We start from the raw sequence: 22,693 nt of genomic DNA, 5'->3' as shown, positions 1-22,693 counted from the left end.
TTTATCTGTATTTTGTTCCCAGATAATTGCAGGCCAATATTTAAACATGATCAAGTCTTGGCTGGATGAGAAAAATGATTTACTACTTTCAGAATTATGCGATCGCCTGAGAGAGATGCGCTTAATTGGTTCAATCATTGTGGTTTATTTACATGAAAACCGCTGTAAATTAACCCCTACCTAGAGACTGTCTCTGGGGGAGACCGGGAATCAATTCCCGGTCTCAAAGCGAAAGTCAGTTGAAAACCGACTGGTTTTGTCGGTTGGGTTGAGGGATCCCAACACCCCTACGGGTTATAAATGCGATTGGGAAGCACTTCTTATGGGCGATTGCGAAGCACACCCTACGGGTGATTGCAATCGCGAGATAGCATTTATGGTGACTGCACTACATCATAAAAATTCCTGAAAGAGGTTATCAAATGGTTCTGTATTTTTCCAGCGATAGGTGTTAAAATCTCGATAATCAACTGACAAAATTCGCCCATGACCTAGTTGTTCTGCCAGAATAACGAGAGAAGCATCGGCCAAATCCATCGGCAAATCTTGATATTTTTCTATCAGTTCTTCAATACGCTGGCAATGATTTTGTTTCAGATCAAAGATTTGTAGTTTTCCTGTGGAAATTTTATTAATAAAGATTTTTGGAGCATGCACTCCTACTCTTTTTTGTAATAAATAGCAAGTCTCCGTAACGACGCACCAGGTTTTAATAAATTGCTGATTAGCTAAATCTTGAAATCTTTTTTTGGCGGCTATATGAACTGCATCTTGTTTATTAGCAAGAGCTAACCAAAAGCCTGTATCAACTATGATCATATATAGTATACACCAAAACCACTGGCGAATGATACATGATTTACCGTGGAGTGAAAAGCCAGTGTTTTTAAAAATAAATCGTCTAAAATCAGTCCAGTCAGTTTCTCCCACTCTAGCCAAGATGCACTGCTTGAAAGAAAAATTCAGAGAAATATTTGAACGCTGCACAAATTGGGGAGACAGCATCATTGATTTATTAGAAAAGTTCTCTTACTAGAATGTAAAAGTGGCATAGCAAACAACCCCCAAGCCAAACCGGTAACTAAACCAAAGGGAGTAACAACATAATTATTAAACTCCCACAAACCAAAAACCTCAGCAGCTAACTCCCAAGGATAAGCTGTCATCAAAATCGTAGCCACGGATGCACCCATCCAACCATATTGGTGTAACCAAAAAACTCCTTTCCCCTGGGTTAGACCATACAAAACACGTGTTATTAATAATCCCGTAACTGTTCCATAACACCGCATACAAACTGTCATAATGTAAGGGGGCGCTAATTCTAAACCGGTTTCAGGTTGAGGACAAACATGATCACCTATGAAATAAATTATATTACTGATAATTTGTAGTACAAACACATTAGATGCGGCCAAGAAGGGAGCCAAGGATGGACCCAATACCATTCCTGCTAAGAGAATGTCCGCAAAAAAGCTGACTGGACTAATTTTCTTTTGTGTTAGGTTTTGTTGAAGGATAGAATGGGACATATATTGTTTAATTAATATTGTTAATGAACTATGTGTTTAATTTGTTACGGTTCCGCTTTCCTATAACATCCTTACACACGCCAAGTAAATTACAAGCCTGGTGCATAGTTAAAGAAAGAAGTCCCGGATCTGATGGCGGTAAATTGTCCACCGGAATCTTGCTCAGGTCATAACCTAAAAGCCCAATTAGGCTTTGGGCAATCTCCTTTGCTAATAGGGGAGGTACGGAATTGCCAATCTGTCTATGTCCATGCCAAATAGTTCTATGAAACTGAAACCAGTCTGGAAAGGAATGTAATCTTGCAGCTTCACGGATGGAAATACAACGTGGATGAGAGTAATGTATGGGTCGGGGCGCAGTATGTGCACCTCGTTTACTATCTGTACCCGCTCTGAGGGTGTTAGAGGGTCTATAAGGATGTAATTTGAAGAGCCTAGTTGTTGGTTCTACTACTCCTTGGGGAACATTTTTAAATCTGACGATTGATTGTTCTGTGTGGGTAGAGGACAAATGACCGTAAATTAATTTTTGGGTAAAGGTTCTTCTGTGACATAGGTCAAATACACCATTGGGATGAAAGGAAAAGTTAGATCGGGGTCCACAATATTCCAATTTATCAGGACTGAGCCCTTCATCTTTCCCAATAAAAACTGAAACACCCTCTAAATCACTCAAAACATCTGATGCTCCTAACCATGGTGGTAGAGAAGATAGCTCCCTACTTTTACTATTTGCTGTGGGTTTTTCAAACAGAACTCCGGGATATACTGGTTTTGGCATGTCCTTGCGCCAACCCAGCAAAATTAAACGAGATCTGTTTTGTGCCACACCAAAGTCCGCTGCATTCAAAATTAAAACCGGAACAATGGTATTATAGCCTATCTGGATAAATTCATGACAAAGATCCTCTATAAATCCCTTATGCTTGCCAGACACTATACCAGGAACATTTTCAAAAATAAAGTACCTTGGTTTGATGTCTCTGACAACTCTTACATATTCAAACACTAATTTGTTTCTGGGATCTTCTATGTGTCTATATCCCATTTGGGAAAATCCTTGACAGGGCGGTCCCCCAGCTAATAAATCAACTTCATTTATATCCTTATCATTTAAAATATTCCATAACTCTTCGCTAGACACATTTGATATGTCTCGACAAATATTTGCACAGTTGGGGAAATTATAGTTGTGAATGGCACTGTGAACGGGATCAATTTCAATAGATATCACTACCTCAAAACCAGCAGATTCTATTCCTAGAGAAAGTCCACCCGCTCCAGAAAATAAATCAATGGCAATTGGTCTTCTTTTTTGTCTTTCCTTGTTTTGGTTCATTTTTATGAATCATGGCTTGTGCCAGAACGCTATATAAAGAGTTGATGACGTTCTGGCTACTAAACCATCAACTAAATCACATCAGCTGGGGTGGTATTTTCTTTGTGGGGATTATATTTAAGCAACACACCATGATCGGCAATAATAAAACCTTGATCAGGGTTGAAAAATACAACCTTATATAAGTTAGCAGCAACTTCTTCCACCTCTCGGTCTTTTTCCCAGGTTTGACCACCATCTGTGCTGCGTAATAAATTACCACTACCGCCACCAATCCAGATTTCCTGGGGTGTGCGATAAGCTAAATCTAATAACCCCCAACTGGTAGACAACTCTGGATATCTAGCTTCTAACCACTCATCCGATTTAGCTGGGTCACTAAATTGCACTTGACCACCTCTTGCTAATAACCACAGTTGACCGTTATCAGCAAAACCCATATTTTCCAAACGTCGGGAACTATTGCGATTATGAGGTTCCCAAGCGGTCATCCCCGGTTCCCAAACAGAATAAAAACTACCCTTAGCAGAAACGGCGATATATTTACCGTCACTAGAACGCTCTAAATTGCGCACCACACCTACAGCAGTTTCTACTTGAGCCTTCCAGTTTAAACCACCATCTGTAGTCCCATATATTGCTCCCACATCCGTGGCCATTTCTGCTGCATTTTCACCCAGAGCTTTTACTAAAATAGGGCTACCGGGTAATTTCTGACTCAGGGGTAAGCTAGACCAAGATTTACCACCATCGGTGGTATGTAGTAGTACGGAGGGTTCGCCTACAATCCAACCTTCTTGACCAGCGAAACTAATAGAGTCAAAACGAGACCTTGGCTCTTCCACTGCTAATTCTAAACGCTGCCAAGTCTTTCCACCATCTTTAGTTTCTAATAAGGTAGCATTGCTACCTACTAAATAACCATGATTGGGCTCATCTGTAAAGGCAATATCAAACAGTTTTTCCTCTGTTGGTACACTAATTATTTCCCAAGGGTTAAAACTGGTAGATGGAACCTTACTACAAGCAATACAGGTCAGCACCACTAGTAACACGGCAAATAATCCTTGCCACTTTTTTGTTATTGAACTCATCAGTATGTTTTAGTCTTTATCAAGAGTTGAATTTTTACAGGTTTTAGCCCTAGAGGGCTGTTATTGTAAGCCGTAGAGACTAATAAAAAACAAGAATCCCAAGGCTAAGGCACCAAAAATCAAGATGTTTTTTTGCGTTGGTGTGAGTTGATTAACACCAAATCCGTAACCTAAGTTCTCTTTGAAACCAGAAGCCGTGCCCGTAGGACCAATATTGGCAAAAGCCACTTTCTTAGCACTACATACTGGACATTTCCAATTTGTCGGTAAGTCGGCAAAAGCTGTGCCCGCTGGGATATTATATTTATCATCTCCCTTCTCTGGTTCATAAACATAACCGCAGGCGCGACACTCATAACGGTCTGGCGCCTGAGTCTCCAGAGCTTCTTGAGCTTGTTCACTCATGGTCGGATTCTCCTAGAGAGGAAATCTTAAATATACGTTAAAAATTATGACATTATATTTGTAAAACTTTTCGATAATTGTCAAAACCTAATCCAATAGTTTAGTCTGTCTGTTTCCTAGATTTCAGACAGGCCGAAAAGATATAATGTAAAAGAAGCTCACAGCCTTATTTTCCTCATAGTTTGGTAGATATCCATTGTGTTTGTCCTTAGCGGTTACGAATATCTTCTAGGCTTCTTAATCCTTTGTAGCCTAGTTCCAGCCCTGGCGCTGTCAGCATCTAAAATCCTGAGACCTAGTAGCTACAGTCCTGAACGACGCACTACTTATGAGTCCGGTATGGAACCTTTTGGTGGTGCCTGGATTCAATTTAACATTCGCTACTATATGTTTGCTCTAGTCTTTGTTGTCTTTGACGTGGAGACGGTTTTTCTTTACCCTTGGGCAGTGGCTTTCCACCGTTTAGGGCTATTGGCATTTATAGAGGCATTGATTTTTATTGCGATTCTTGTAGTCGCACTAGTTTACGCATGGCGTAAAGGAGCATTAGAATGGTCGTAGGTTCTAATTTAACCACCCAAGACAAAGAAAGAATTATTAATCCTATTGAGCGGCCCACCACAGTTACTCAGGAACTGTCAGAAAACGTCATTTTAACCACGGTAGATGACCTCTATAACTGGGCTAGGCTTTCTAGTTTGTGGCCTTTGTTATTTGGTACAGCTTGCTGTTTCATTGAATTTGCCGCTTTAATTGGCTCTCGTTTCGACTTCGACCGTTTTGGGTTAATTCCCCGTTCTAGCCCCCGTCAAGCTGATTTATTGATTACTGCTGGCACAATTACCATGAAGATGGGTCCTCAATTGGTACGTCTTTATGAACAAATGCCTGAACCTAAGTATGTGATCGCCATGGGAGCTTGTACTATTACTGGTGGGATGTTTAGCGTGGACTCTCCTAGTGCGGTGCGCGGGGTAGATAAGTTAATTCCTGTAGATGTGTATTTACCCGGTTGTCCTCCTCGTCCGGAAGCAATTATTGATGCAATTATTAAGTTGCGCAAAAAAATTGCTAATGATTCTATCCAGGAACGGGATCAAATTAAGCAAACCCATCGCTATTACAGTACTACCCACAGTATGAAACCAGTTCCAGAGATTTTAACTGGTAGGTATTTACAATCAGAAACTCGCTATAATCCACCCAAGGAATTAACTCAGGCAATTGGTATGCCTGTACCACCCGCACTGTTGACATCTAGGACAAAGGAGGAACAAAAGCGTGGCTGATGTGGAGTCTCAAGCGGAATCTAAACTGGTTCCTGCAGGTCAGGTTTCTACCTGGTTAACGGAAAATGGCTTTGACCATGAGTCTTTAAGTCCTGATGTCAATGGGGTAGAAATTATTAAGGTGGCACCGGATTTTTTACTACCCACTGCAACGGCTTTATATGCTTATGGGTTTAATTATCTCCAGTTTCAAGGAGGTATTGATTTAGGTCCTGGGCAGGATTTGGTTAGTGTTTACCATTTGATTAAGGTCAGTAGTGATGCTGATAAACCAGCTGAGGTAAGACTTAAGGTATTCTTACCCAGAGAGAATCCCGTTGTACCATCTGTGTACTGGATTTGGCGGACTGCTGACTGGCAAGAACGGGAATCCTATGACATGTTTGGTATTATTTATGAGGGTCATCCCAATTTGAAACGAATCCTGATGCCTGAAGATTGGGTGGGTTGGCCTTTGCGTAAGGACTACATTTCGCCGGATTTCTACGAGTTGCAAGATGCTTATTAAGTAGCATTTTTGATGCTCTTGTCCAGATTAATATCTATCTGCAAGATAATTGCAGATAGAATATAGAATTAGAATTAACTCTTAAAATTAACCCTGTTGTCTCTTTTTAATGAATCTGTGATTACTACTCCCCTTTCTCCTAACCTGTCCCAAGCTAGTTCTGTCCCCGATAGTCTGGGACGTTTTGGTCGCTTTGGGGGCAAATATGTTCCAGAAACTTTAATGCCAGCTTTGTTTGAATTGGAAGCGGCTTATCAGCGTTATCGTCAGGAGTCGGATTTTCAAACGGAATTACAGGCTTTACTAAAAGACTATGTAGGACGCTCCACACCTTTATACTTTGCCCAAAGACTTACTGCTCATTATGCTCTTCCTGATGGTACTGGGGCGCAAATTTATTTAAAGCGTGAGGATTTAAATCATACAGGTGCTCATAAAATTAATAATGCTCTTGGTCAGGTACTTTTAGCCAAACGCATGGGTAAAGAGCGAATTATTGCTGAAACCGGAGCAGGACAGCATGGGGTAGCTACAGCAACGGTATGCGCCCGGTTTGGTTTAAAATGTGTTATTTATATGGGCGTTCATGACATGGAACGCCAATCTTTAAATGTATTTAGAATGCGATTAATGGGTGCGGAAGTGAGGGGGGTAGCTGCGGGAACAGGTACTCTTAAAGATGCCACATCTGAAGCCATTCGGGATTGGGTGACTAATGTGGAAACAACTCACTATATTCTAGGATCAGTTGCTGGTCCCCATCCTTACCCCATGATGGTGCGAGACTTTCATGCTGTGATTGGTCGGGAAACCCGGGAGCAAGCTATGGAAAAATGGGGCGGTTTACCAGATATTCTTTTGGCTTGTGTGGGAGGGGGTTCTAATGCTATGGGACTTTTCCATGAGTTTGTTAAAGAACCTTCTGTACGATTAATTGGTGTGGAAGCAGCTGGTGAAGGGGTGGATACTGGTAAACATGCTGCTACTTTGACCAAAGGACAAGTGGGTGTATTGCATGGTGCTATGAGTTATTTGCTACAAGACGGGGAGGGGCAGGTTATTGAGCCACACTCTATTAGTGCAGGACTTGATTATCCTGGTGTTGGACCAGAACACAGTTATATGAAGGATACCGGTAGAGCTGAATATTATAGTGTAACAGATAGGGAAGCTTTAGAGGCTTTTCAAAGACTTTCCCAATTGGAGGGGATTATACCAGCTTTGGAAACATCCCATGCGATCGCTTATTTAGAAACTTTATGTCCCCAGTTAGTAGGTAGTCCACGAATTGTGATTAATTGTTCTGGTAGGGGTGATAAAGATGTACAGACAGCAGCGAAGTTTCTTATCCCAGGGTAACATCTGAAAATCTAAGAAGATAAATGTTCCAGACAGCAAAGCCATTTATTAAAAAGCTGACACTCATGTCGCAGAACGGGGAGATTAATCTCAAGAGCGCCAATTACGCCCATTGTTGGCTTTTGATACTCAGCAATGAGGGTCAATATTCGTTTGCTCGGTGCTGTCATCGGCCCATCATTTATCTCCTCTGGCGAAGCAAAACTATTCCTAATGGTTAATAACTCCGATGCGATCGCAGGTTTGTCTATACTCTTGGCAAAGATTATCGGATCGCTAAATAGTAGCGCCTCAAACTCGTGCATTTGAACGTAGGGAATAAAACGTTTGCTAATAGAATGACCAAGCTGACTCTCAATCACCTGTGCTAGCTCCCGATTCTAGGCCTCCCTCCAAGAATATTCTTCTCCCACAGTTCACCAATGCTATAATTTTCTAGCCAAGAGGAGAAATCCTCGCCATTGTAGCGTTTGAACACGGAAGCTCCTTCCTCCCGTTCAACTACAATCAAGTCGTCTATGCTAAACTCGTTAAGTAATGGGACAGATTGAGTGGAAACGATAACCTGGGTTCGGTTGGAGTTTGCTCGAATGAGAGAACCAAGCAAAACAATGGCATGGGGATGTAGTCCTAACTCTGGTTCGTCGATGATGATAGTGGAAGGAGGATTGGGTTGCATAAGAACCGTAACTAAACAGATGAATCGGAGTGAACCATCAGAAAGCTGACTGGGCCAAAAAGCATAATCGCTGTCTTTCTGTTTCCATAGCAACCGAATTTGCTGTTCTTCTGTTGGTAGAGTGGTAGGTTCAAGAACAAAATCATCAAAGAATGGGATCGCCAACGCCACGGTCTTACGAATCTGATTATATATGGCTGTCTCCTTTTGTTGCAGAAGGTATAGGTAAGCAGCAAGGTTAGACGCTTCGGGTCTGAGATGCTTATTGTCGTGAACTGAACAAGGGCGTTTTACGCCAGCCATGTCACTAGTATCGTGAAAGTGAAAGACCTTCCAGCTTGACATTGAGGAATAAATGTAATCCTCCATACTGTCTTGCTTTGCAGCTGCTTTCCAATCTCTCAAACATGACTCTGTTTGACCTGATTTAGTTTTCTTTTTTGGACCGAAGCGTGGGCCATCGAAATACTCTTCCTCCTCCAAGAAAACAAAACCAGAAGATGCTGTCGGTCCTAGAGTAAAGCTATATTGATTCCGCGCAAAATAAATTCTAGAATACAACTCAGGAGTCTCTCTGATTCCAAAGCTCAGAACTCGCTCCGCACCGCCCTGCTTTTGTACCCAAACTTGTAATCGCTGCTCTACCAGTTCACTGAGCATTGCGAAAAATGTGACAAAATTACTCTTTCCTGCGCCATTAGCACCGATAAGAATATTGAGCGATCGCATGGGGAAGTCTTGAAGGTTTTTGATAGACTTGTATCCTTTTATAGAGAGGCTACTTATAGGAAAACTCTTAGCAGCCATGATGTCCACCTCCTAGAAAAGTTTTAGGTAATTTTTCGTACCAGCGTGGTCTTGATTGAGATTGACACTCATGAGTAGTGTGTAGTAATATTGGAGTCTGTCCCACACTACCATTAATTTTGTGTCACGCTGGTCAAATTGAGTTATGACAAAAGAATCAGTCAACTTCCAGTTTTTACAACCGCAGGATTTACAACAGTTAGTACGTCTTGGTATTTTGGCTGAGGGCTATGTGTGGAATCAACCCAAAACTTGTCTGGTTAAATTGTGCTACTTTGGCCAACTCTTGGCTCAATTAATTGCTGCTAGAACGGGAAATTTCCATTCCACTGTTGAAAACCAAGCAGACCTATTGAACCAATTAGAGCTAAAGGGAATTCTACCACAAAAGGTAGCCCTTCTATTCCATCAAGTTAGGGTTGTTAGTGATAGAGCAGCCTATGAGTATACTAGTGATTCTAGTCAGGCTTTGACTATATTAAAGATAGCTAGGGAGTTAGCTATCTGGTTTCATCGCACATTTGGTGGAAACACTACTTTTACCCCCAATCCTTTTATATCTCCTTCTAGTTCAGTTGATTATGGGGCAGAGTTAGAAATATTGCAACATATAGAAACTGAATTTGAACAGGCATTACCTAAATTTTCAGTTCATTTAGCGCAAATGCAGGCTGTCTGTAGTACCCTATCACCAAGACAGACTGACACTATTATTTCCCTAGGCAATCAGGCGGTTTTAGAAATTGACCTGGAAGAGGATGCCCATACCTACCTTTGTCGAGGAATTGCCCGCAGCGACTTAGGAGACCATCGGGGGGCAATAAATGATTTTACCCAGTCCATAAGTATTAATTCTAACCTAGCTCAGGCATATATGGAGCGGGGAATTGCCCGCAGCAATTTGGGGGATGGGCAAGGAGCAATAGAGGATTTTAACCAAGCTCTTGATATTAACCCTAATCTGGCTTTAGCTGCTTATAGTCGCGGAGTCACTCATAGTGATATGGGGTATCTTGAAAAAGCAATAGATGATTTCAACCAAGCTCTTCACCTTAATTCTGCTTTTTTTGATGCTTATACTAGACGGGGACTTGCTCGATATGATTTAGGGGATAAGCAGGGAGCAATAGATGATTTTAATCAGGTTATCAGGATTAATTCCCACTTTGCTGATGGTTATGCTGCTAGAGGACTTGTTTACTGTGACCTAGGAAACCATCAAGAAGCTATCAATGATTTTAGCCAGGCAATTAGAATTAATCCTAATTATGCCCAAGCGTACCATAATCGAGGTGTTGCTCGCAGTCAATTAGGAGATAAGCAGGGAGCAATAGACGACTATACCCGGAGCTTGAATCTTAATCCTAAGTTTGCTAGTGCCTATTACAACCGGGGCATAATTCGTAGTGACCTGGGTTCTAACAAGGCGGCCATGAATGATTACACCCAAGCTATCAGAATTAATCCTAATTATGCCGAAGCATATAATAATCGGGGAGCTATTCGTACTTACTTGGGAGATTATCAAGGAGCAATAGATGATTACATTCAAGCTCTCAGAGTTGATTATAACTATACTGAAGCCTATTATAATTGGGGAGCTACCCGCATTAATTTAGAAGACAACCAGGGAGCAATAGATGATTATACCCAAGCCATTAATATTAATCCTAATTATGCTCAAGCCTACTACGGTCGGGGAATTGCTCGTTTTAACCTAGGAGATAAACAAGGAGCAATAGATGATTATACCCAGAGCTTGAGTCTTAATCCTAACTATGCTCAAGCCTACTACAACCGAGGAATTGCTCGCACTAGCTTAGGAGATAAACAAGGAGCGGTAGATGATTATACTCAAGCTATTAATATTAATCCTAATTATGCTCAAGCCTACTACGCTTGGGGAATGCTTCGTAGCGAACTGGGAGATAAACAAGGGGCGATAAATGATTATACTCAAGCACTCAATATTAACCCTGATGATACTGAAACCTACATTGCACGGGGACTGACCCGAAGTGAGTTGGGAGACAACCAGGGAGCAATAGATGATTATACCCAGGCCCTGAATCTTAATCCTGATTATGCTTACGTATATAACAATCGAGGAATTGTTCGTAGTCATATGGCAGACTATCAAACGGCAATAGATGATTATACGGAAGCCATTAATATTAGTCCTGATTATGCTGATGCCTACTATAATCGGGGGATTGCTTACTATGATTTAGCAAACTACCAGAGAGCAATAGATGATTACACTCAAGCTCTAGAAATTAAGTCTAATTGTGCTGATGCCTATATTGGTAGAGGAACTGCTCTTTATAAGTTAGGAGATAGCCAAGGGGCGATAAATGATTTCAATCATGGTCTGGATATTGACCCTAGTTATGCTGATGCTTATAACAATCGGGGAATTGTTCGCTATGAGCTGGGAGATCACCAGGGAGCAATAGGGGATTTCAATCATGCTCTTAATATTAATTCCAACTATGCCCAAGCTTATAACAATAGGGGAATTGTTCGCTATGAGTTGAGGGATAATCGGGGAGCAATAGAGGATTTCAATCACGCTCTTAATATTAACTCCAACTATGCCCAAGCCTATAACAATAGGGGAATTGTGCGTATTTGTTTGGGCGAGAGGCAATTGGCTATAGAAGATTTTACTCAAGCTACTATAATTGCCTCTAATTATACAGAATCATATATTAATAGAGGATATGCACGCTATGAATTGGGAAATAGACAAAAAGCCATAGAAGATTTTAATCAGGCTTTAAACATTAATCCCAATTACGCTCAAGCATACAACAATCGGGGAGTTGCATACACAGATTTGGGAGATAGGGAATGGGCTAAAGATGATTTTAGTCAAGCTCTCCAAATAAATCCTTATTATGCAGAAGCATACAACAATCGAGCAATTGTTTGCTATAAATTAGGGGATAGACAGGGAGCAATAGAGGATTTTAATCAAGCTTTGAAGATTAACTCCAATTATGTTGAAGCGTATAACATACGAGGGAACATTCGCTACGAATTGGGAGACAGACAGGGAGCAATAGAGGATTTTAACCGAGCTTTAAGTCTTGGTAGTTTAGACCTAAAGGAAAACCTCAAGTTTTGGGAGAAGGGAGGATTAACACTGACCATTAAACTCCGTAATTACCTTAACTTAAAGATCCTAAGCTTTGAAGTAGTTAGTAAGAAAAATTCCGGAGAGATAATCAAACGTGACGCTAGTGCGATATACTTTGTGGAGGATTTAGGTGATGATATCACCTTAGAAATGGTAGAAATTCCAGGAGGGACATTTACCATCAAGTCAGCTGAAAATCGGGGAAATGCGGAGGGGATTGCTGAACATTTAGTCACAATACCCAGTTTTTTCATGGGAAAATACGAGATAACACAGGAACAATATCAAGCTGTTACGGGAGATAACCCTTCTTATTTCAAGGGTGACAAACGCCCAGTAGAAAGGGTAAAGTGGAGTCAAGCACTTGATTTCTGCGAAGAACTCAGTCAGATTACTGGAAGGATATACACCTTACCTAGTGAAGCACAGTGGGAATATGCTTGTAGGGGGGGAACCAGCACAGAATTTCATTTTGGTGACACCATTACAACAGATCTGGTCAACTATCATGGAGACCATGGGGATAGTTTAGCACCTCAAGGACAATATCGCAAACAAACTACGGAGGTGGGAAGTTTCCCTCCCAACCCATTTGGATTATACGATATGCACGGGAACGTTTGGGAATGGTGTTTAGATCATTGGCGTGATCACTACCAAGATATACCAAAGGATGGTAGTCCATGGGTTGAGAAGGGAATTTTTGGTGTTTTTCGCGGCCATCTGTTACGTGGTGGTTCTTGGTGTGATTCTGCTAAACACTGTCGTTCTGGTTCCCGTAATCGTCATCTCTCTGACAAGAACAATTTGGGTTTCCGGGTTGTTTGCTCAAACCCCAATCGTTAAACATCCCCATCTACTTTTGGGAAAATTGCATAAGAATTAAAATTCCCATCCCTAACCCACACAGATTGGGTAACCATGCACCTACAAAGGGAGACAAAATTTCTGCTTGTGCTAAAGCTCCACAAACAGATAGTAATAAATAATAAATAAAAATGACTATAATGCTGACACCAAAACTCCTTCCTCTACCAGTGCGTTGGGGGATGGTTCCCATAGCTGAACCAACTAAACCAAAAATTATACAAATGAAGGGGAAGGCTATTTTTTGTTGGATTCTGACCTCCAATTTTTTAATTCTTTGGGGATTACCTGCTAACTTTTCTATTTCTAGTTGTTGTAATGATTGGGCAATGTTCATTTCTTCATAGTCTCGACTATTTTTAGCCACAATTAAGGGTGTGCTAGGCAATTGTAATTGCTGATGTTCAAAACGCAAAATATTTCGATAAGAACGATCAGGAGCAACTAAATAAATAGTGCCATTATAAAAGTCCCAAACTTGTTTATATGCATTCCATTGGGCAGATTCAGATACAACAATTTGATTTACTCCCGCTTGAGAACGATCAATAATTGTCAGTCCTTTCATTTTTTTGCCATCAAATTCATCAGCATAAAATAAGCGCGCCAATAGTCTACTACTACCGCCATCTTTTGTTTTTTCTTCTCGATATTCTGGATAATAAATATTCTGTTGTTTAAATGATGGTTGATCTGATTTTAAGGCCCTTTCTAGAGTAACACTAGCTTCATAATTGGCTGCGGGGGAAATATATTCATTAAATATATAGGTCATTCCAGTAACTAAACCACTCAGCAAAACTGCTGTTAGGACTATTCGATACACGCTCACACCACATCCTCTTAAAGCTATCAGTTCACTGTCACTGGATAACTTGCTATAAGTCATTAAAGTTGCTAGTAAAGTAGACATGGGAAAGGAATAAACCATGACGTAGGGCAATTTCAGCACAAACACTTTTAATGCAATGTTAATTGGTAGTCCGGATTCTACTACTTTGCGCAACAACTCAAATAAACTGTCAATGGCTAAGACTACGGAAGTAAAAGCACCAACACCAAATAGAAAGATGGGTAGTAGCTGCATCGCCAAGTAGCGATCCATAATAGAAAATGGCATCAGGGAGTTAATCGTGTAAAATGGTTTGGTCTGCATATGATGGTTCGTTCCTCAACCTAACCGACAAAATTGGGCGCAGATATGAAAAGTCAATAAATTATTATCATATTTGTTGGGTTTCGTATTAAACTCAACCTACAAATAATTGTGCCTCCCTACTTAATTGTTTCTAAAGGAGAAAGTGATTTCCTAAATAGTATTGACGCACAAGAGGATTATTGTATAGTTCATCAGCAATGCCAAAGGCTAAGATTTGTCCTTCCCGCATGATATAAGCTCTGTCAGTAATGGCCAGGGTTTCTCTAACATTGTGGTCAGTGATTAAAATACCCATACCACGCTCTCTCAATCGGGCAACAATTTGCTGAATTTCTGCCACTGCGATGGGGTCAACCCCAGCAAAGGGTTCGTCCAAAAACAGAAATTTCGGACCCTCCCTACCCGCTGCTAAAGCTCTAGCTAACTCTGTACGTCGTCTTTCACCCCCAGAAAGTTGAATACCCTTACTATTAACAACTTTTTGCAGGCGAAATTCTGTTAATAGTTCTCGTAGTCTACTAGACCATTCTCGCCTTGGCACATTAGTTTGCTCTAGAACTAAAAGTATATTTTCTTTGACAGATAGTTGACGAAAAATGCTCGCTTCCTGTGCAAGATAGCCAAGACCCAATCTAGCTCTTTTGTGCATGGCCATGGAAGTAATATCTAGTTCATCTAACCATACCTTGCCCTGATCTGGTTTTTCTAAACCCGTAGCAATGTAAAATGTTGTGGTTTTACCAGCACCATTGGGTCCTAACAAACCAACTATTTCACCTTGAGATACAGAAAGACTAACACGATTGACAATAACTCTTTTACTGTAAGACTTGTGAATATTTTCCAGAAAGATTTTCACTATCGCTGCTCTTGCAATGATTAATAGTAATTAGAGGGGAGACCGAGTTTTAGAACCTTGCTTAGGAGTTGGTTTGGTTGTTGGTCTACTAGTTGGTTGACTCAAATCATCATCCTCTATCATATAAATTGATTCCACCTGACGGTTAGATTGGGGTAGGGCGATAAATCGTCCCTCATCAATGAGATAGGTAACCTTTTCAGCTCTTATACTATTATTACCTTGCTGTAAAATATATACATTACCGCTAAAGTCTATCCGGCGTTCCTTACTAAAATATTGGGCTTGGGCAGCAGTTGCTTGAATTTGACGAGCAGGATAGAGCATCTGCACATTACCACGGGCAGTAATCACCTGAGTTTTAGCATCATACTCTTGAATGTCAGCACGGATGGTCAATGGGCGATTTCCCCCGGAAGATTGGGCAGTGGATAGCTTACCAGTTAGGGTAACCGTAATGATAGTTACAGGGAGCATTATAGCCAGTCCCAGACGGTGCATTTGTGATTTGAGCATAGGTGGACATGATAAAAGTTGATTGTAAGTGCAACGAAACATTCGACGTTTTCCGCTGATTAAAGTTTCTCAACTATGGAGTTTTGCTAACTTTGAAATCGGTGCCTAGGGGATTTGACCTGACAATCTTAGGCAAGGTCATGGTTGAAACCTCTTCTGGTTTTTCCTGCTGAATGACTTTTAAAAAGTTCACACTATCAATTAAAAGTTGCCACAAATTAATCCCATAATTGTTATCATCAGCCAAACGACGCAAACGATTCGTACCCTCACCCAATAGGATCATTGCTCCTCGCAAGTTGCTATTTTCCAGATGATATAAGGCCACGGCAATTTGCAAAATTCCCTGATAGAGGGTTTTTTCTGGTTCTGTTGCTTCTATCCACAGTGCTTCTAGGGTATCATGACAAGCGTAGAACTGTCCAGCATTGAACTGTTCTACACCTAACCAAAATTCTTCTGGTTGATTTCCATTCATCGGAAACTATCCCATACTGTCTCGTACTTCTTTAATGGTTGCCATGGAAATTTCTTGTAAGTTTTTCCCGGCAAATTCGTTGTCAGAAGTAAGGAAAAGCATACAGTGGCATTCTTTGCGCTCCCGCATTGGTACACAAGGACAATTCCAATAGGCGGCGCTAACTTCCGCTTCTTTGTCTTCATAATGACGACAGGGACACAATGGTGCACCTAAATCATCTTTGTGCTTGGCTAAACCTTCAATGACCACTGCTGTCACGGATGGTTCTGAACAAAAGTATGTTCCAGTCCGTTTGGCGTACTGTTCTGAAAAGTGCCGCATTGCTTCTAAGCTCTTATCACTGGATTTTGTGTTAACTTCTGAGTTGGTCATCGGAATCAGCTTTGATAATTTAAATATTTTCTTGTATTGTACAGTAGCTAGGGATAAGTTTTTGGTTTGTCCAGCTATTCATAATCATAATCGCCACCTAAGATTTAGACTACTTTGTATCGAAATTATCATCAAAATTATTCAAAAAACCGAAATTACGCGGAATCCGGATTACTTGCTGGTAAGATTTACTAAATTAGTATTGTATGTAACAGAATTTTGCTATTTTTTTTTATAGGATCGGAAGTTAGATTCATTTTTAAAAAACTAAAAATTGCCAAACCAAAAAATAAAACTGTTTAGGTTTTACTGTTTAACCTCAACTTAACTTTTGCTTAACCAAAAGGGAGTTGTAACATAAGCCGAATAAATGATTTAATCGAAGTCACAGGAGGTTTTTACCATAAGTAAAAAAACTGCTGATGATATATAAGATCAATCATCATAGAAAGATAATAACCGGTCAGAATGTGATTTTTGTATTAAAATCAACAAAGAAGACCAAGTTTTAAAATTCAGGTCAGCCTGGATGGCATACCATACTACCCTGTGATAACATACACCAAGTATCTATGAACTCTACAACTAATAAAAGGATTGCCCTGATTTCCGTCCATGGTGATCCGGCGATAGAAATTGGCAAAGAAGAGGCCGGGGGACAAAATGTTTATGTTCGCCAGGTAGGTGAAGCACTATCCCAGCTAGGATGGCAAGTTGACATGTTCAGTCGTAAAGTCAGTCCTGACCAGGAGAATATTGTACAACATAATTCCCATTGTCGAACAATTAGATTGACAGCAGGACCAGTGGAATTTGTTTCCAGAGACCATGGTTTTCAATATTTACGAGAATTTGTAGAACAGCTATTAAAATTTCAGAAAGAAAGCGGTTTTAAATATGAACTAGTTCACACCAACTACTGGCTATCCAGCTGGGTGGGACTCCAATTGAGACAGATTCAAGGAACTAAACAGATTCACACATATCATTCCCTAGGAGTAGTCAAATATAACACTATAGAAAACATTCCACCCATTGCCAATCAAAGGTTGGCAGTGGAAAAAGAGGTGTTGGAAAAAGCGGAAGTGATTATAGCCACGAGTCCCCAAGAAGAAGAACAAATGAGAACTTTGATCAGTAGGAAAGGTAACATTACAGTTATTCCCTGTGGTACAAATGTTCGCCGGTTTAATTGTGTGGATAGAGGGGTGGCTAGAGATACATTAGGCATTGACAAGAAGGCCAAGGTTGTGCTCTATGTGGGGAGATTTGACCCTCGTAAAGGAATAGAAACTCTGGTTCGCGCAGTGCGAGAGTCAAGGTTTTTTGGAGACCAAAACCTGAAACTGATTATTGGTGGTGGGAGTACACCAGGTAATAGCGACGGGAAGGAACGCGATCGCATTGAGGGAATTGTCCGGGAACTAGGAATGGTGGAATATACACTTTTTCCCGGTTTGTTAAAAAGGGACATACTACCTTACTACTATTCTGCAGCTGATGTTTGTGTCATACCGAGTCATTATGAACCCTTTGGTCTAGTAGCCTTGGAATCCATGGCATGTGGTACACCAGTGATAGCTAGTGACGTGGGAGGGCTGCAATTTACCGTAGTAAGTGAGAACACAGGTTTACTGGCTCCCGTTCAAGACGTAACAGCTTTTAGCTATGCTATTGATAGGATTATTGGTAATCCTCAATGGCGAGATAAATTAGGTTTAGCTGGTAGTAAGAGAGTTGTAGAAAAGTTTAGTTGGGAGGGTGTGGCCAGTCAACTAAACACAGTTTATACTCAGGTGTTAGATAGGATGATTATCGGTTCACTAACACATCCCTTGTGAAACTACCATGTAGTGCATGGGGAATATGATGCTTTAAATGTAATTTAGCTATTGTTCCCTTTTTTAGGTCACTAGCATCTAAAATTACCATATATGAACGGTGATGTTCTGCATTATAAACCAAGCCTACAATCCATCCTGCATCTTCTTGTTGACCATGGGGATGGGGAATAAAGATTGGCTCACCCATAAAACCCCTGGGTGCAGCACTCCAAATCTCTTGTTTCCCCAACTCTAAATCTATTTTTAAAATGGCTTGTAAAGGAGCATTTCCCCGGGGATTATGAGCAGCGCTCATGTATAAATAACGGTAGGGTCTGCTTACGTGATCCGGATGAATAGCAGGAAATTCACAGGCGCGGTCATTTATTAATTTGGCTGTCACTGTTTCTGACAATAAATCTAGCTCAAATCTCCATAACTTTCCAGGGGCGATCGCATCAAAGTTTGTTTGTCGATAATCTTGATTGGTTTCAATGTCTGTTAAGGCTAAGGAATCATAACAGATAGAATCAACAATAACTTTATTGTCTATTTCAAAACCATTAGCATGGTGAAAAATAAACCCAGCTGTGGTTTCTAAAACTTTTACTCCCGAACATACCATGGGACTATGCTGACGGGGAATGAGAATAATTTTGGTAGGGAGATTTTTTTCTGGTTTAATACATTGTGCTGCACCAACTTTTCCTAAGGCAAAAGGAATGGGGTTAAAACTGAGGGGGTTTTGGAAGAAAATACAATAATTTTCGGTGATAACAAAATCATGAATAAAGCAAAAACCATCAATTTTATGATTTTGCTTACTTACCACTTCAGCATCTTGATTGAGTTCAAAAATTGTAATCTTTGTTTTTATTCCTGGTTCAATGGCAAAGTTAACTAGTTTGCCCTGGGGATCTACCCGGGGATGGGCACTGAAAGCTTCTCCTGATGATAAACCATGATTAAAATATTCTTTGCCCAGGGTTTCTAAGGTATAAGGATTTAATGAATAAGGTTCTGCTGCTTCCCACAATGCCAGTAGTTTTTTACCCCAGTAAATAACATTTGTATTAGCAATATTCTTGGTTTTAAAGTCCAGTATATTAGCTAACCAACCACCAGGTTTTTGAGTCCCAAATACTCCGCGATAAAGAATTCTACCCGCTTTCTTTTCCGCTAAATAACCCTCAGTCTGTACAAATCGATTTCGGAAGTGGGCTCGACCTTCACTAAATATAATTTGACTAATCATTCCATCACCATCAAAGGGATGATGTATTCTTTGTCCGTTGATATCTAATAACCCAGGACCATTTTTAAAAACTGTCCCTTCCAGCTCCTTGGGTATTTCACCTTCTACCTCGTCAATCCAATAGTCATACTCTTCTTTCAGGGACTCATATCCCTGTTGCCAATCTTCACGAGTATAGGATTTTTCTAAATTTTGCTGATTACGTAGATCTATAGATTGCATGTTTTTATCAATTGATATTAAGTTTCATCTACTATTGTAACACTGGTAGGACTAATTTGGGGGAAACCTATTTGGCAACTCCATATTCCATTTCCTCCTTACCGGGCAAAAGTTTGACAAATAACATTGGTAGTAAGGCAATCAAGTTAGTTATTACTAGTAGCAACCACAAACTGTCAAAATTGCTCTCTGTTATTCCTAACCAGTACATAATTAAAGCTCCGGATTCTCTGGAAACCAATCCACCTAGGTTAAATACTGACATCAATACTGCAAATAGTGTTGCTTCTATTCCCAGGGGACAAATTCTAGCTGCTAATATCATGGTAGGCATAAATGCAATTTGCCCCATGGCTGCAATAATTAAGCTGTCTCCCAAACTAAACCATCTATCATTTATCCCTAAAGCTCTATTGGTATGTGTAATTAAAATTAACATAGTCATTCTTAATAATACAGATATAAGAATGCTCCAGGTAAAAATATTTTGAAATGGAACGTTTTTAAGAAATCGCTGGAAAATCCAAATACCAACTAAAGAAGCTAAACTAGTAAACAAATGTATCCTACCTAAAAACTCGGGTTGGAAATGCAGCTCGTTGGTAAAGAAGTAGAAATAAGCTGATTCTCCACTGGGAGTACATTGCCAGATAAAAATAAATAGGGTTGGTAGTAAAACTGCCCTAGTGCGAAAAGCTTGTAAAAGTTGCTGAGTCTGAGTTCTAATACTCACTGACTTGCTCCTATCTTGCTGTGAGTCTTCTTGGTAAACTGATGTTTCGGCAATGAACCAGGCAACTAGGGAGATAAGCAAGGGGAATAACGCAGTAATTAAAAACACTGTCTTTGTAGTAAAATACTCTAATACTAGTCCGCTGAAATAGGCTGTTAAAAAACTGCCCAAGGCAGTGGCTCCCCAACATAAGGATTGTAGCGAACCAGCTTTGGAATGAGATTCTAACCTGGCACGTTCAACAACCAAGGAATCAACTATCACATCGCTGACAGCAATAGCTAAAGAAGATAAGGTGACTGTTATTGTTGCTTTCCAGCTGCTATCTACTAATGTTGCTAAGGCTAACCAACTAGCAGCACCTAGAATCCCAGATAGGACTAGATAGGGACGACGACGGTAGCCAAATATGGGAAAAGTATCAGAAACAAAGCCAAATAATGGTTTAATCATCCAAGGTAGAGTAACTATACCTAGAATGGCTGAAACTTCTACCGGACTTAGCTGTAATTCATCCTTGAGGAAAAAACTCACTGAAAGACGAGACAATCCCAAGGCGCCCTGGACAAGATAGACTGCTAGAATAGCAATTAGTTCTGGCCCGGGTTTATGTCCTAAAAAAATCTTCTCGGTGATTGAATTATTAATTGATTCTTTAAGCTTGGAAAGGCCAGAAGAGTTAATCAGCATGTGATCAGATAGTGTTAAGTTTTGTAAAAATTTAGATCCATTTCCTCATTATATGATACCTTCTGTATCCCGATTTGCCTTTTTGGCAACAAGAATATAGCCTTAGCCAGCTATTACTCCAACGATGTAACAGTGGAGGATTTGATAGAGGTAGTGTGGGCATTTTCCAATTGACCTGATATGCGACTTATGGTTAGTAGCGGTACTTCTTGACGACAGGATGGGCAAAACCAGTACAGTTCGCTGTGACGAATATGCCGCAAAACGGACCCGCCACAGCAGGGGCATGTGTTGGCTCTATTACTCATGTCAATATCCTCCTAAAATTTTTATGCTTAGAGAAAAACTTAGTCAAGTTAAATGGATCCTTTGTTAATTTAGTGTTCACTAACTTGCCCGAGCAATTAGTTGGTTAGTCACAACTGCTTTTGTATATAGTGGTAATTTGATTTGACATATCCTGTTAGCAGTTCCAACCTCACTTAGAGGAATTTTAAGAGGAAAGAAATTTCTACTGAGTTTTTTTCAATTTAAATTAACTTTTCTAATTTCCACAAACAAGTTGGGTTGAAATAACAGTATATAGACAATAAATATAACCATTGTTATTATAGACTAGTATATAGTCGTTTCATCTGTCTTGGGGATCATAAGTGTAGGAGTATATTTGTTGCAATTGACAATTTTCAGATTTTGTAACTCCCCATACTATAATAATTAAATTAATATTCAATATTCTCAAATTCTCTGTTTGTATAACTATTGCTAAATCTGCTCATGAAAATTGCCACTTGGAATGTCAATTCAATTCGTACTCGTCTAGGACAGGTTATTAGCTGGTTAGGGGAAAATAACGTTGATGTTCTGTGTCTACAGGAAACCAAAGTCATAGACACGGATTTTCCCCTAACTGTATTTCATGACATGGGCTATCACACTTATATTTATGGACAGAAGGCTTACAATGGTGTAGCATTAATTAGTCGCCAGCCAATGAAAAGTGTAACTACTGGGTTTTGTCAAGTGCTGGAAAATCTGGAACCTGAATGGGATGACCAGAAAAGAGTGATCACGGGTATTGTAGATGAAGTAAGGATTATTAATCTGTATGTTCCTAATGGTTCAGCAGTGGGAAGTGAGAAATATCAATATAAATTGCAGTGGTTAGCAGTATTAAAAACATACCTGGAGGTTTTGCTGAAGTGTAATTCTGATATTATTATGTGTGGTGATTTTAACATTGCACTAGAAGATATAGACATTTATAAACAGGTAGATACAGAAAATCAGATTATGGCATCCTTACCAGAGAGACAAGCTTTAAGAGAGATTTTGAAACTGGGTTTTGGGGATGGGTTTCGCAAGTTTAATTCCCAGGGGGGTAATTATAGTTGGTGGGACTATCGTACTGGAGCTTTTAAAAGAAACTCGGGGTGGAGAATAGACCATCACTACTTAACAGATGTACTTTATAAACAAGCTAAAAGTTGCTTTATTGATATTAGTCCTAGAAAGCTAGAACAGCCTAGTGATCATGCACCCGTGATAGTGGAAGTTTAGTG

Annotated in this window: 22 protein-coding genes and 1 pseudogene; 8 read left to right on the top strand and 15 right to left on the bottom strand. The window is 40.1% G+C overall.

The window, feature by feature from the left end; translation table 11 throughout:
- Positions 1-184: pseudogene (locus tag ASL19_RS18145) on the top strand (hypothetical protein); the annotation flags it as partial.
- Between the two features lie 209 nt (positions 185-393).
- Here ASL19_RS18145 and ASL19_RS05795 read toward each other — a convergent pair.
- The 5 genes from ASL19_RS05795 to ASL19_RS05775 form a co-directional block, all read right to left on the bottom strand.
- Positions 394-819, bottom strand: coding sequence for a type II toxin-antitoxin system VapC family toxin (locus ASL19_RS05795; protein WP_057177605.1), 426 nt, complete (start codon positions 817-819; stop codon positions 394-396).
- Positions 820-1,004: 185 nt separating this feature from the next.
- Entirely contained in the window at positions 1,005-1,532 is a 528-nt protein-coding gene (locus tag ASL19_RS05790) for a DUF2085 domain-containing protein (RefSeq protein ID WP_057177588.1), read from the bottom strand.
- A 28-nt stretch (positions 1,533-1,560) separates the two neighbouring features.
- On the bottom strand, positions 1,561-2,871 hold the full coding sequence (locus ASL19_RS05785; protein WP_057177587.1) for a DNA cytosine methyltransferase: 1,311 nt from the start codon (positions 2,869-2,871) through the stop codon (positions 1,561-1,563).
- 71 nt (positions 2,872-2,942) lie between these two features.
- Complete coding sequence (locus ASL19_RS05780) at positions 2,943-3,965, bottom strand: photosynthesis system II assembly factor Ycf48 (protein ID WP_006278613.1); 1,023 nt, start codon at positions 3,963-3,965, stop codon at positions 2,943-2,945.
- A 60-nt stretch (positions 3,966-4,025) separates the two neighbouring features.
- Positions 4,026-4,370 (bottom strand): rubredoxin, encoded by a 345-nt coding sequence (locus ASL19_RS05775; protein ID WP_057177586.1) that lies wholly within the window; start codon positions 4,368-4,370, stop codon positions 4,026-4,028.
- A 198-nt stretch (positions 4,371-4,568) separates the two neighbouring features.
- Here ASL19_RS05775 and ndhC point away from each other — a divergent pair, with 198 nt between their 5' ends.
- The 4 genes from ndhC to trpB all read left to right on the top strand — a co-directional run bounded on the left by ndhC (position 4,569) and on the right by trpB (position 7,526).
- Positions 4,569-4,931, top strand: coding sequence for a photosynthetic/respiratory NAD(P)H-quinone oxidoreductase subunit C (ndhC, locus tag ASL19_RS05770; RefSeq protein ID WP_006278615.1), 363 nt, complete (start codon positions 4,569-4,571; stop codon positions 4,929-4,931).
- Positions 4,922-5,659, top strand: coding sequence for an NADH dehydrogenase subunit K (locus ASL19_RS05765; protein ID WP_057177585.1), 738 nt, complete (start codon positions 4,922-4,924; stop codon positions 5,657-5,659). The genes ndhC and ASL19_RS05765 overlap by 10 nt, the downstream gene beginning before the upstream one ends.
- Positions 5,652-6,167, top strand: a complete 516-nt coding sequence (locus ASL19_RS05760; RefSeq protein WP_057177584.1) for an NAD(P)H-quinone oxidoreductase subunit J — start codon at positions 5,652-5,654, stop codon at positions 6,165-6,167. The genes ASL19_RS05765 and ASL19_RS05760 overlap by 8 nt, the downstream gene beginning before the upstream one ends.
- A gap of 117 nt (positions 6,168-6,284) precedes the next feature.
- Positions 6,285-7,526, top strand: coding sequence for a tryptophan synthase subunit beta (gene trpB / locus ASL19_RS05755; RefSeq protein WP_006278619.1), 1,242 nt, complete (start codon positions 6,285-6,287; stop codon positions 7,524-7,526).
- A gap of 11 nt (positions 7,527-7,537) precedes the next feature.
- Here the strand turns inward: trpB and ASL19_RS05750 are convergent, their stop codons facing one another.
- Both ASL19_RS05750 and ASL19_RS05745 read right to left on the bottom strand, forming a co-directional pair.
- Positions 7,538-7,888, bottom strand: coding sequence for a DUF4276 family protein (locus tag ASL19_RS05750; RefSeq protein ID WP_235528934.1), 351 nt, complete (start codon positions 7,886-7,888; stop codon positions 7,538-7,540).
- A gap of 5 nt (positions 7,889-7,893) precedes the next feature.
- Positions 7,894-9,012: an AAA family ATPase gene (locus ASL19_RS05745; RefSeq protein WP_057177583.1), complete on the bottom strand. Its 1,119-nt coding sequence runs from the start codon at positions 9,010-9,012 to the stop codon at positions 7,894-7,896.
- 145 nt (positions 9,013-9,157) lie between these two features.
- Between ASL19_RS05745 and ASL19_RS05740 the strand changes: the two genes are divergently transcribed.
- On the top strand, positions 9,158-13,000 hold the full coding sequence (locus ASL19_RS05740; protein WP_057177582.1) for a tetratricopeptide repeat protein: 3,843 nt from the start codon (positions 9,158-9,160) through the stop codon (positions 12,998-13,000).
- A 10-nt stretch (positions 13,001-13,010) separates the two neighbouring features.
- Here the strand turns inward: ASL19_RS05740 and ASL19_RS05735 are convergent, their stop codons facing one another.
- From ASL19_RS05735 to ASL19_RS05715, 5 genes are all read right to left on the bottom strand, one after another.
- A complete protein-coding gene (locus ASL19_RS05735; RefSeq protein ID WP_040010030.1) occupies positions 13,011-14,126 on the bottom strand; it encodes an LptF/LptG family permease in 1,116 nt (371 codons plus the stop codon).
- Positions 14,127-14,310: 184 nt separating this feature from the next.
- Positions 14,311-15,039, bottom strand: a complete 729-nt coding sequence (lptB, locus tag ASL19_RS05730) for an LPS export ABC transporter ATP-binding protein (RefSeq protein ID WP_006278624.1) — start codon at positions 15,037-15,039, stop codon at positions 14,311-14,313.
- A gap of 30 nt (positions 15,040-15,069) precedes the next feature.
- Positions 15,070-15,555 carry an LptA/OstA family protein gene (locus tag ASL19_RS05725; protein ID WP_040010032.1) on the bottom strand — a complete coding sequence of 162 codons (486 nt, stop codon included), beginning with the start codon at positions 15,553-15,555 and terminating at the stop codon, positions 15,070-15,072.
- 73 nt (positions 15,556-15,628) lie between these two features.
- The gene (locus tag ASL19_RS05720; RefSeq protein WP_006278626.1) at positions 15,629-16,033 is read right to left on the bottom strand and encodes a DUF309 domain-containing protein; all 405 of its coding nucleotides are present in this window, start codon (positions 16,031-16,033) and stop codon (positions 15,629-15,631) included.
- Positions 16,034-16,039: 6 nt separating this feature from the next.
- The gene (locus tag ASL19_RS05715; RefSeq protein ID WP_006278627.1) at positions 16,040-16,408 is read right to left on the bottom strand and encodes a ferredoxin thioredoxin reductase catalytic beta subunit; all 369 of its coding nucleotides are present in this window, start codon (positions 16,406-16,408) and stop codon (positions 16,040-16,042) included.
- A gap of 572 nt (positions 16,409-16,980) precedes the next feature.
- Here ASL19_RS05715 and ASL19_RS05710 point away from each other — a divergent pair.
- Positions 16,981-18,249: a glycosyltransferase family 1 protein gene (locus tag ASL19_RS05710; RefSeq protein ID WP_057177581.1), complete on the top strand. Its 1,269-nt coding sequence runs from the start codon at positions 16,981-16,983 to the stop codon at positions 18,247-18,249.
- On the opposite strand, the gene ASL19_RS05705 is transcribed toward ASL19_RS05710, so the two are convergent.
- The 3 genes from ASL19_RS05705 to ASL19_RS16640 form a co-directional block, all read right to left on the bottom strand.
- Positions 18,221-19,708, bottom strand: coding sequence for a carotenoid oxygenase family protein (locus ASL19_RS05705; protein WP_057177580.1), 1,488 nt, complete (start codon positions 19,706-19,708; stop codon positions 18,221-18,223). The genes ASL19_RS05710 and ASL19_RS05705 overlap by 29 nt on opposite strands.
- A 67-nt stretch (positions 19,709-19,775) precedes the next feature.
- Positions 19,776-21,131 carry a folate/biopterin family MFS transporter gene (locus ASL19_RS05700; RefSeq protein WP_057177579.1) on the bottom strand — a complete coding sequence of 452 codons (1,356 nt, stop codon included), beginning with the start codon at positions 21,129-21,131 and terminating at the stop codon, positions 19,776-19,778.
- A gap of 113 nt (positions 21,132-21,244) precedes the next feature.
- On the bottom strand, positions 21,245-21,439 hold the full coding sequence (locus tag ASL19_RS16640) for a hypothetical protein (protein ID WP_072149094.1): 195 nt from the start codon (positions 21,437-21,439) through the stop codon (positions 21,245-21,247).
- Between the two features lie 469 nt (positions 21,440-21,908).
- On the opposite strand from ASL19_RS16640, the gene xth reads away from it, so the two are divergent.
- On the top strand, positions 21,909-22,691 hold the full coding sequence (xth, locus tag ASL19_RS05695; protein ID WP_057177578.1) for an exodeoxyribonuclease III: 783 nt from the start codon (positions 21,909-21,911) through the stop codon (positions 22,689-22,691).
- The last annotated feature ends 2 nt before the right edge of the window (positions 22,692-22,693 follow it).

Source organism: Cylindrospermopsis sp. CR12 (assembly GCF_001432185.1).
GTDB classification, from domain to species: domain Bacteria; phylum Cyanobacteriota; class Cyanobacteriia; order Cyanobacteriales; family Nostocaceae; genus Raphidiopsis; species Raphidiopsis raciborskii.
The sequence above is the reverse complement of the archived record's forward strand: the minus strand, read 5'-3'. Positions and strand labels throughout refer to the sequence as shown.

Excerpts from the sequence above, each read along its gene's own strand:
- xth (WP_057177578.1), top strand. The coding sequence starts at position 21,909 with ATGAAAATTGCCACTTGGAATGTCAATTCAATTCGTACTCGTCTAGGA.
- ASL19_RS05740 (WP_057177582.1), top strand. The coding sequence starts at position 9,158 with ATGACAAAAGAATCAGTCAACTTCCAGTTTTTACAACCGCAGGATTTA.
- ASL19_RS05780 (WP_006278613.1), bottom strand. The coding sequence starts at position 3,965 with ATGAGTTCAATAACAAAAAAGTGGCAAGGATTATTTGCCGTGTTACTA.
- ASL19_RS05700 (WP_057177579.1), bottom strand. The coding sequence starts at position 21,131 with ATGCTGATTAACTCTTCTGGCCTTTCCAAGCTTAAAGAATCAATTAAT.
- ASL19_RS05715 (WP_006278627.1), bottom strand. The coding sequence starts at position 16,408 with ATGACCAACTCAGAAGTTAACACAAAATCCAGTGATAAGAGCTTAGAA.
- ASL19_RS05765 (WP_057177585.1), top strand. The coding sequence starts at position 4,922 with ATGGTCGTAGGTTCTAATTTAACCACCCAAGACAAAGAAAGAATTATT.
- ASL19_RS05710 (WP_057177581.1), top strand. The coding sequence starts at position 16,981 with ATGAACTCTACAACTAATAAAAGGATTGCCCTGATTTCCGTCCATGGT.
- ASL19_RS05735 (WP_040010030.1), bottom strand. The coding sequence starts at position 14,126 with ATGGATCGCTACTTGGCGATGCAGCTACTACCCATCTTTCTATTTGGT.
- ASL19_RS05725 (WP_040010032.1), bottom strand. The coding sequence starts at position 15,555 with ATGCTCAAATCACAAATGCACCGTCTGGGACTGGCTATAATGCTCCCT.
- ASL19_RS05705 (WP_057177580.1), bottom strand. The coding sequence starts at position 19,708 with ATGCAATCTATAGATCTACGTAATCAGCAAAATTTAGAAAAATCCTAT.
- ASL19_RS05745 (WP_057177583.1), bottom strand. The coding sequence starts at position 9,012 with ATGGCTGCTAAGAGTTTTCCTATAAGTAGCCTCTCTATAAAAGGATAC.
- ASL19_RS05775 (WP_057177586.1), bottom strand. The coding sequence starts at position 4,370 with ATGAGTGAACAAGCTCAAGAAGCTCTGGAGACTCAGGCGCCAGACCGT.
- ASL19_RS05795 (WP_057177605.1), bottom strand. The coding sequence starts at position 819 with ATGATCATAGTTGATACAGGCTTTTGGTTAGCTCTTGCTAATAAACAA.
- ASL19_RS05720 (WP_006278626.1), bottom strand. The coding sequence starts at position 16,033 with ATGAATGGAAATCAACCAGAAGAATTTTGGTTAGGTGTAGAACAGTTC.
- ASL19_RS16640 (WP_072149094.1), bottom strand. The coding sequence starts at position 21,439 with ATGAGTAATAGAGCCAACACATGCCCCTGCTGTGGCGGGTCCGTTTTG.
- ASL19_RS05790 (WP_057177588.1), bottom strand. The coding sequence starts at position 1,532 with ATGTCCCATTCTATCCTTCAACAAAACCTAACACAAAAGAAAATTAGT.
- ASL19_RS05785 (WP_057177587.1), bottom strand. The coding sequence starts at position 2,871 with ATGAACCAAAACAAGGAAAGACAAAAAAGAAGACCAATTGCCATTGAT.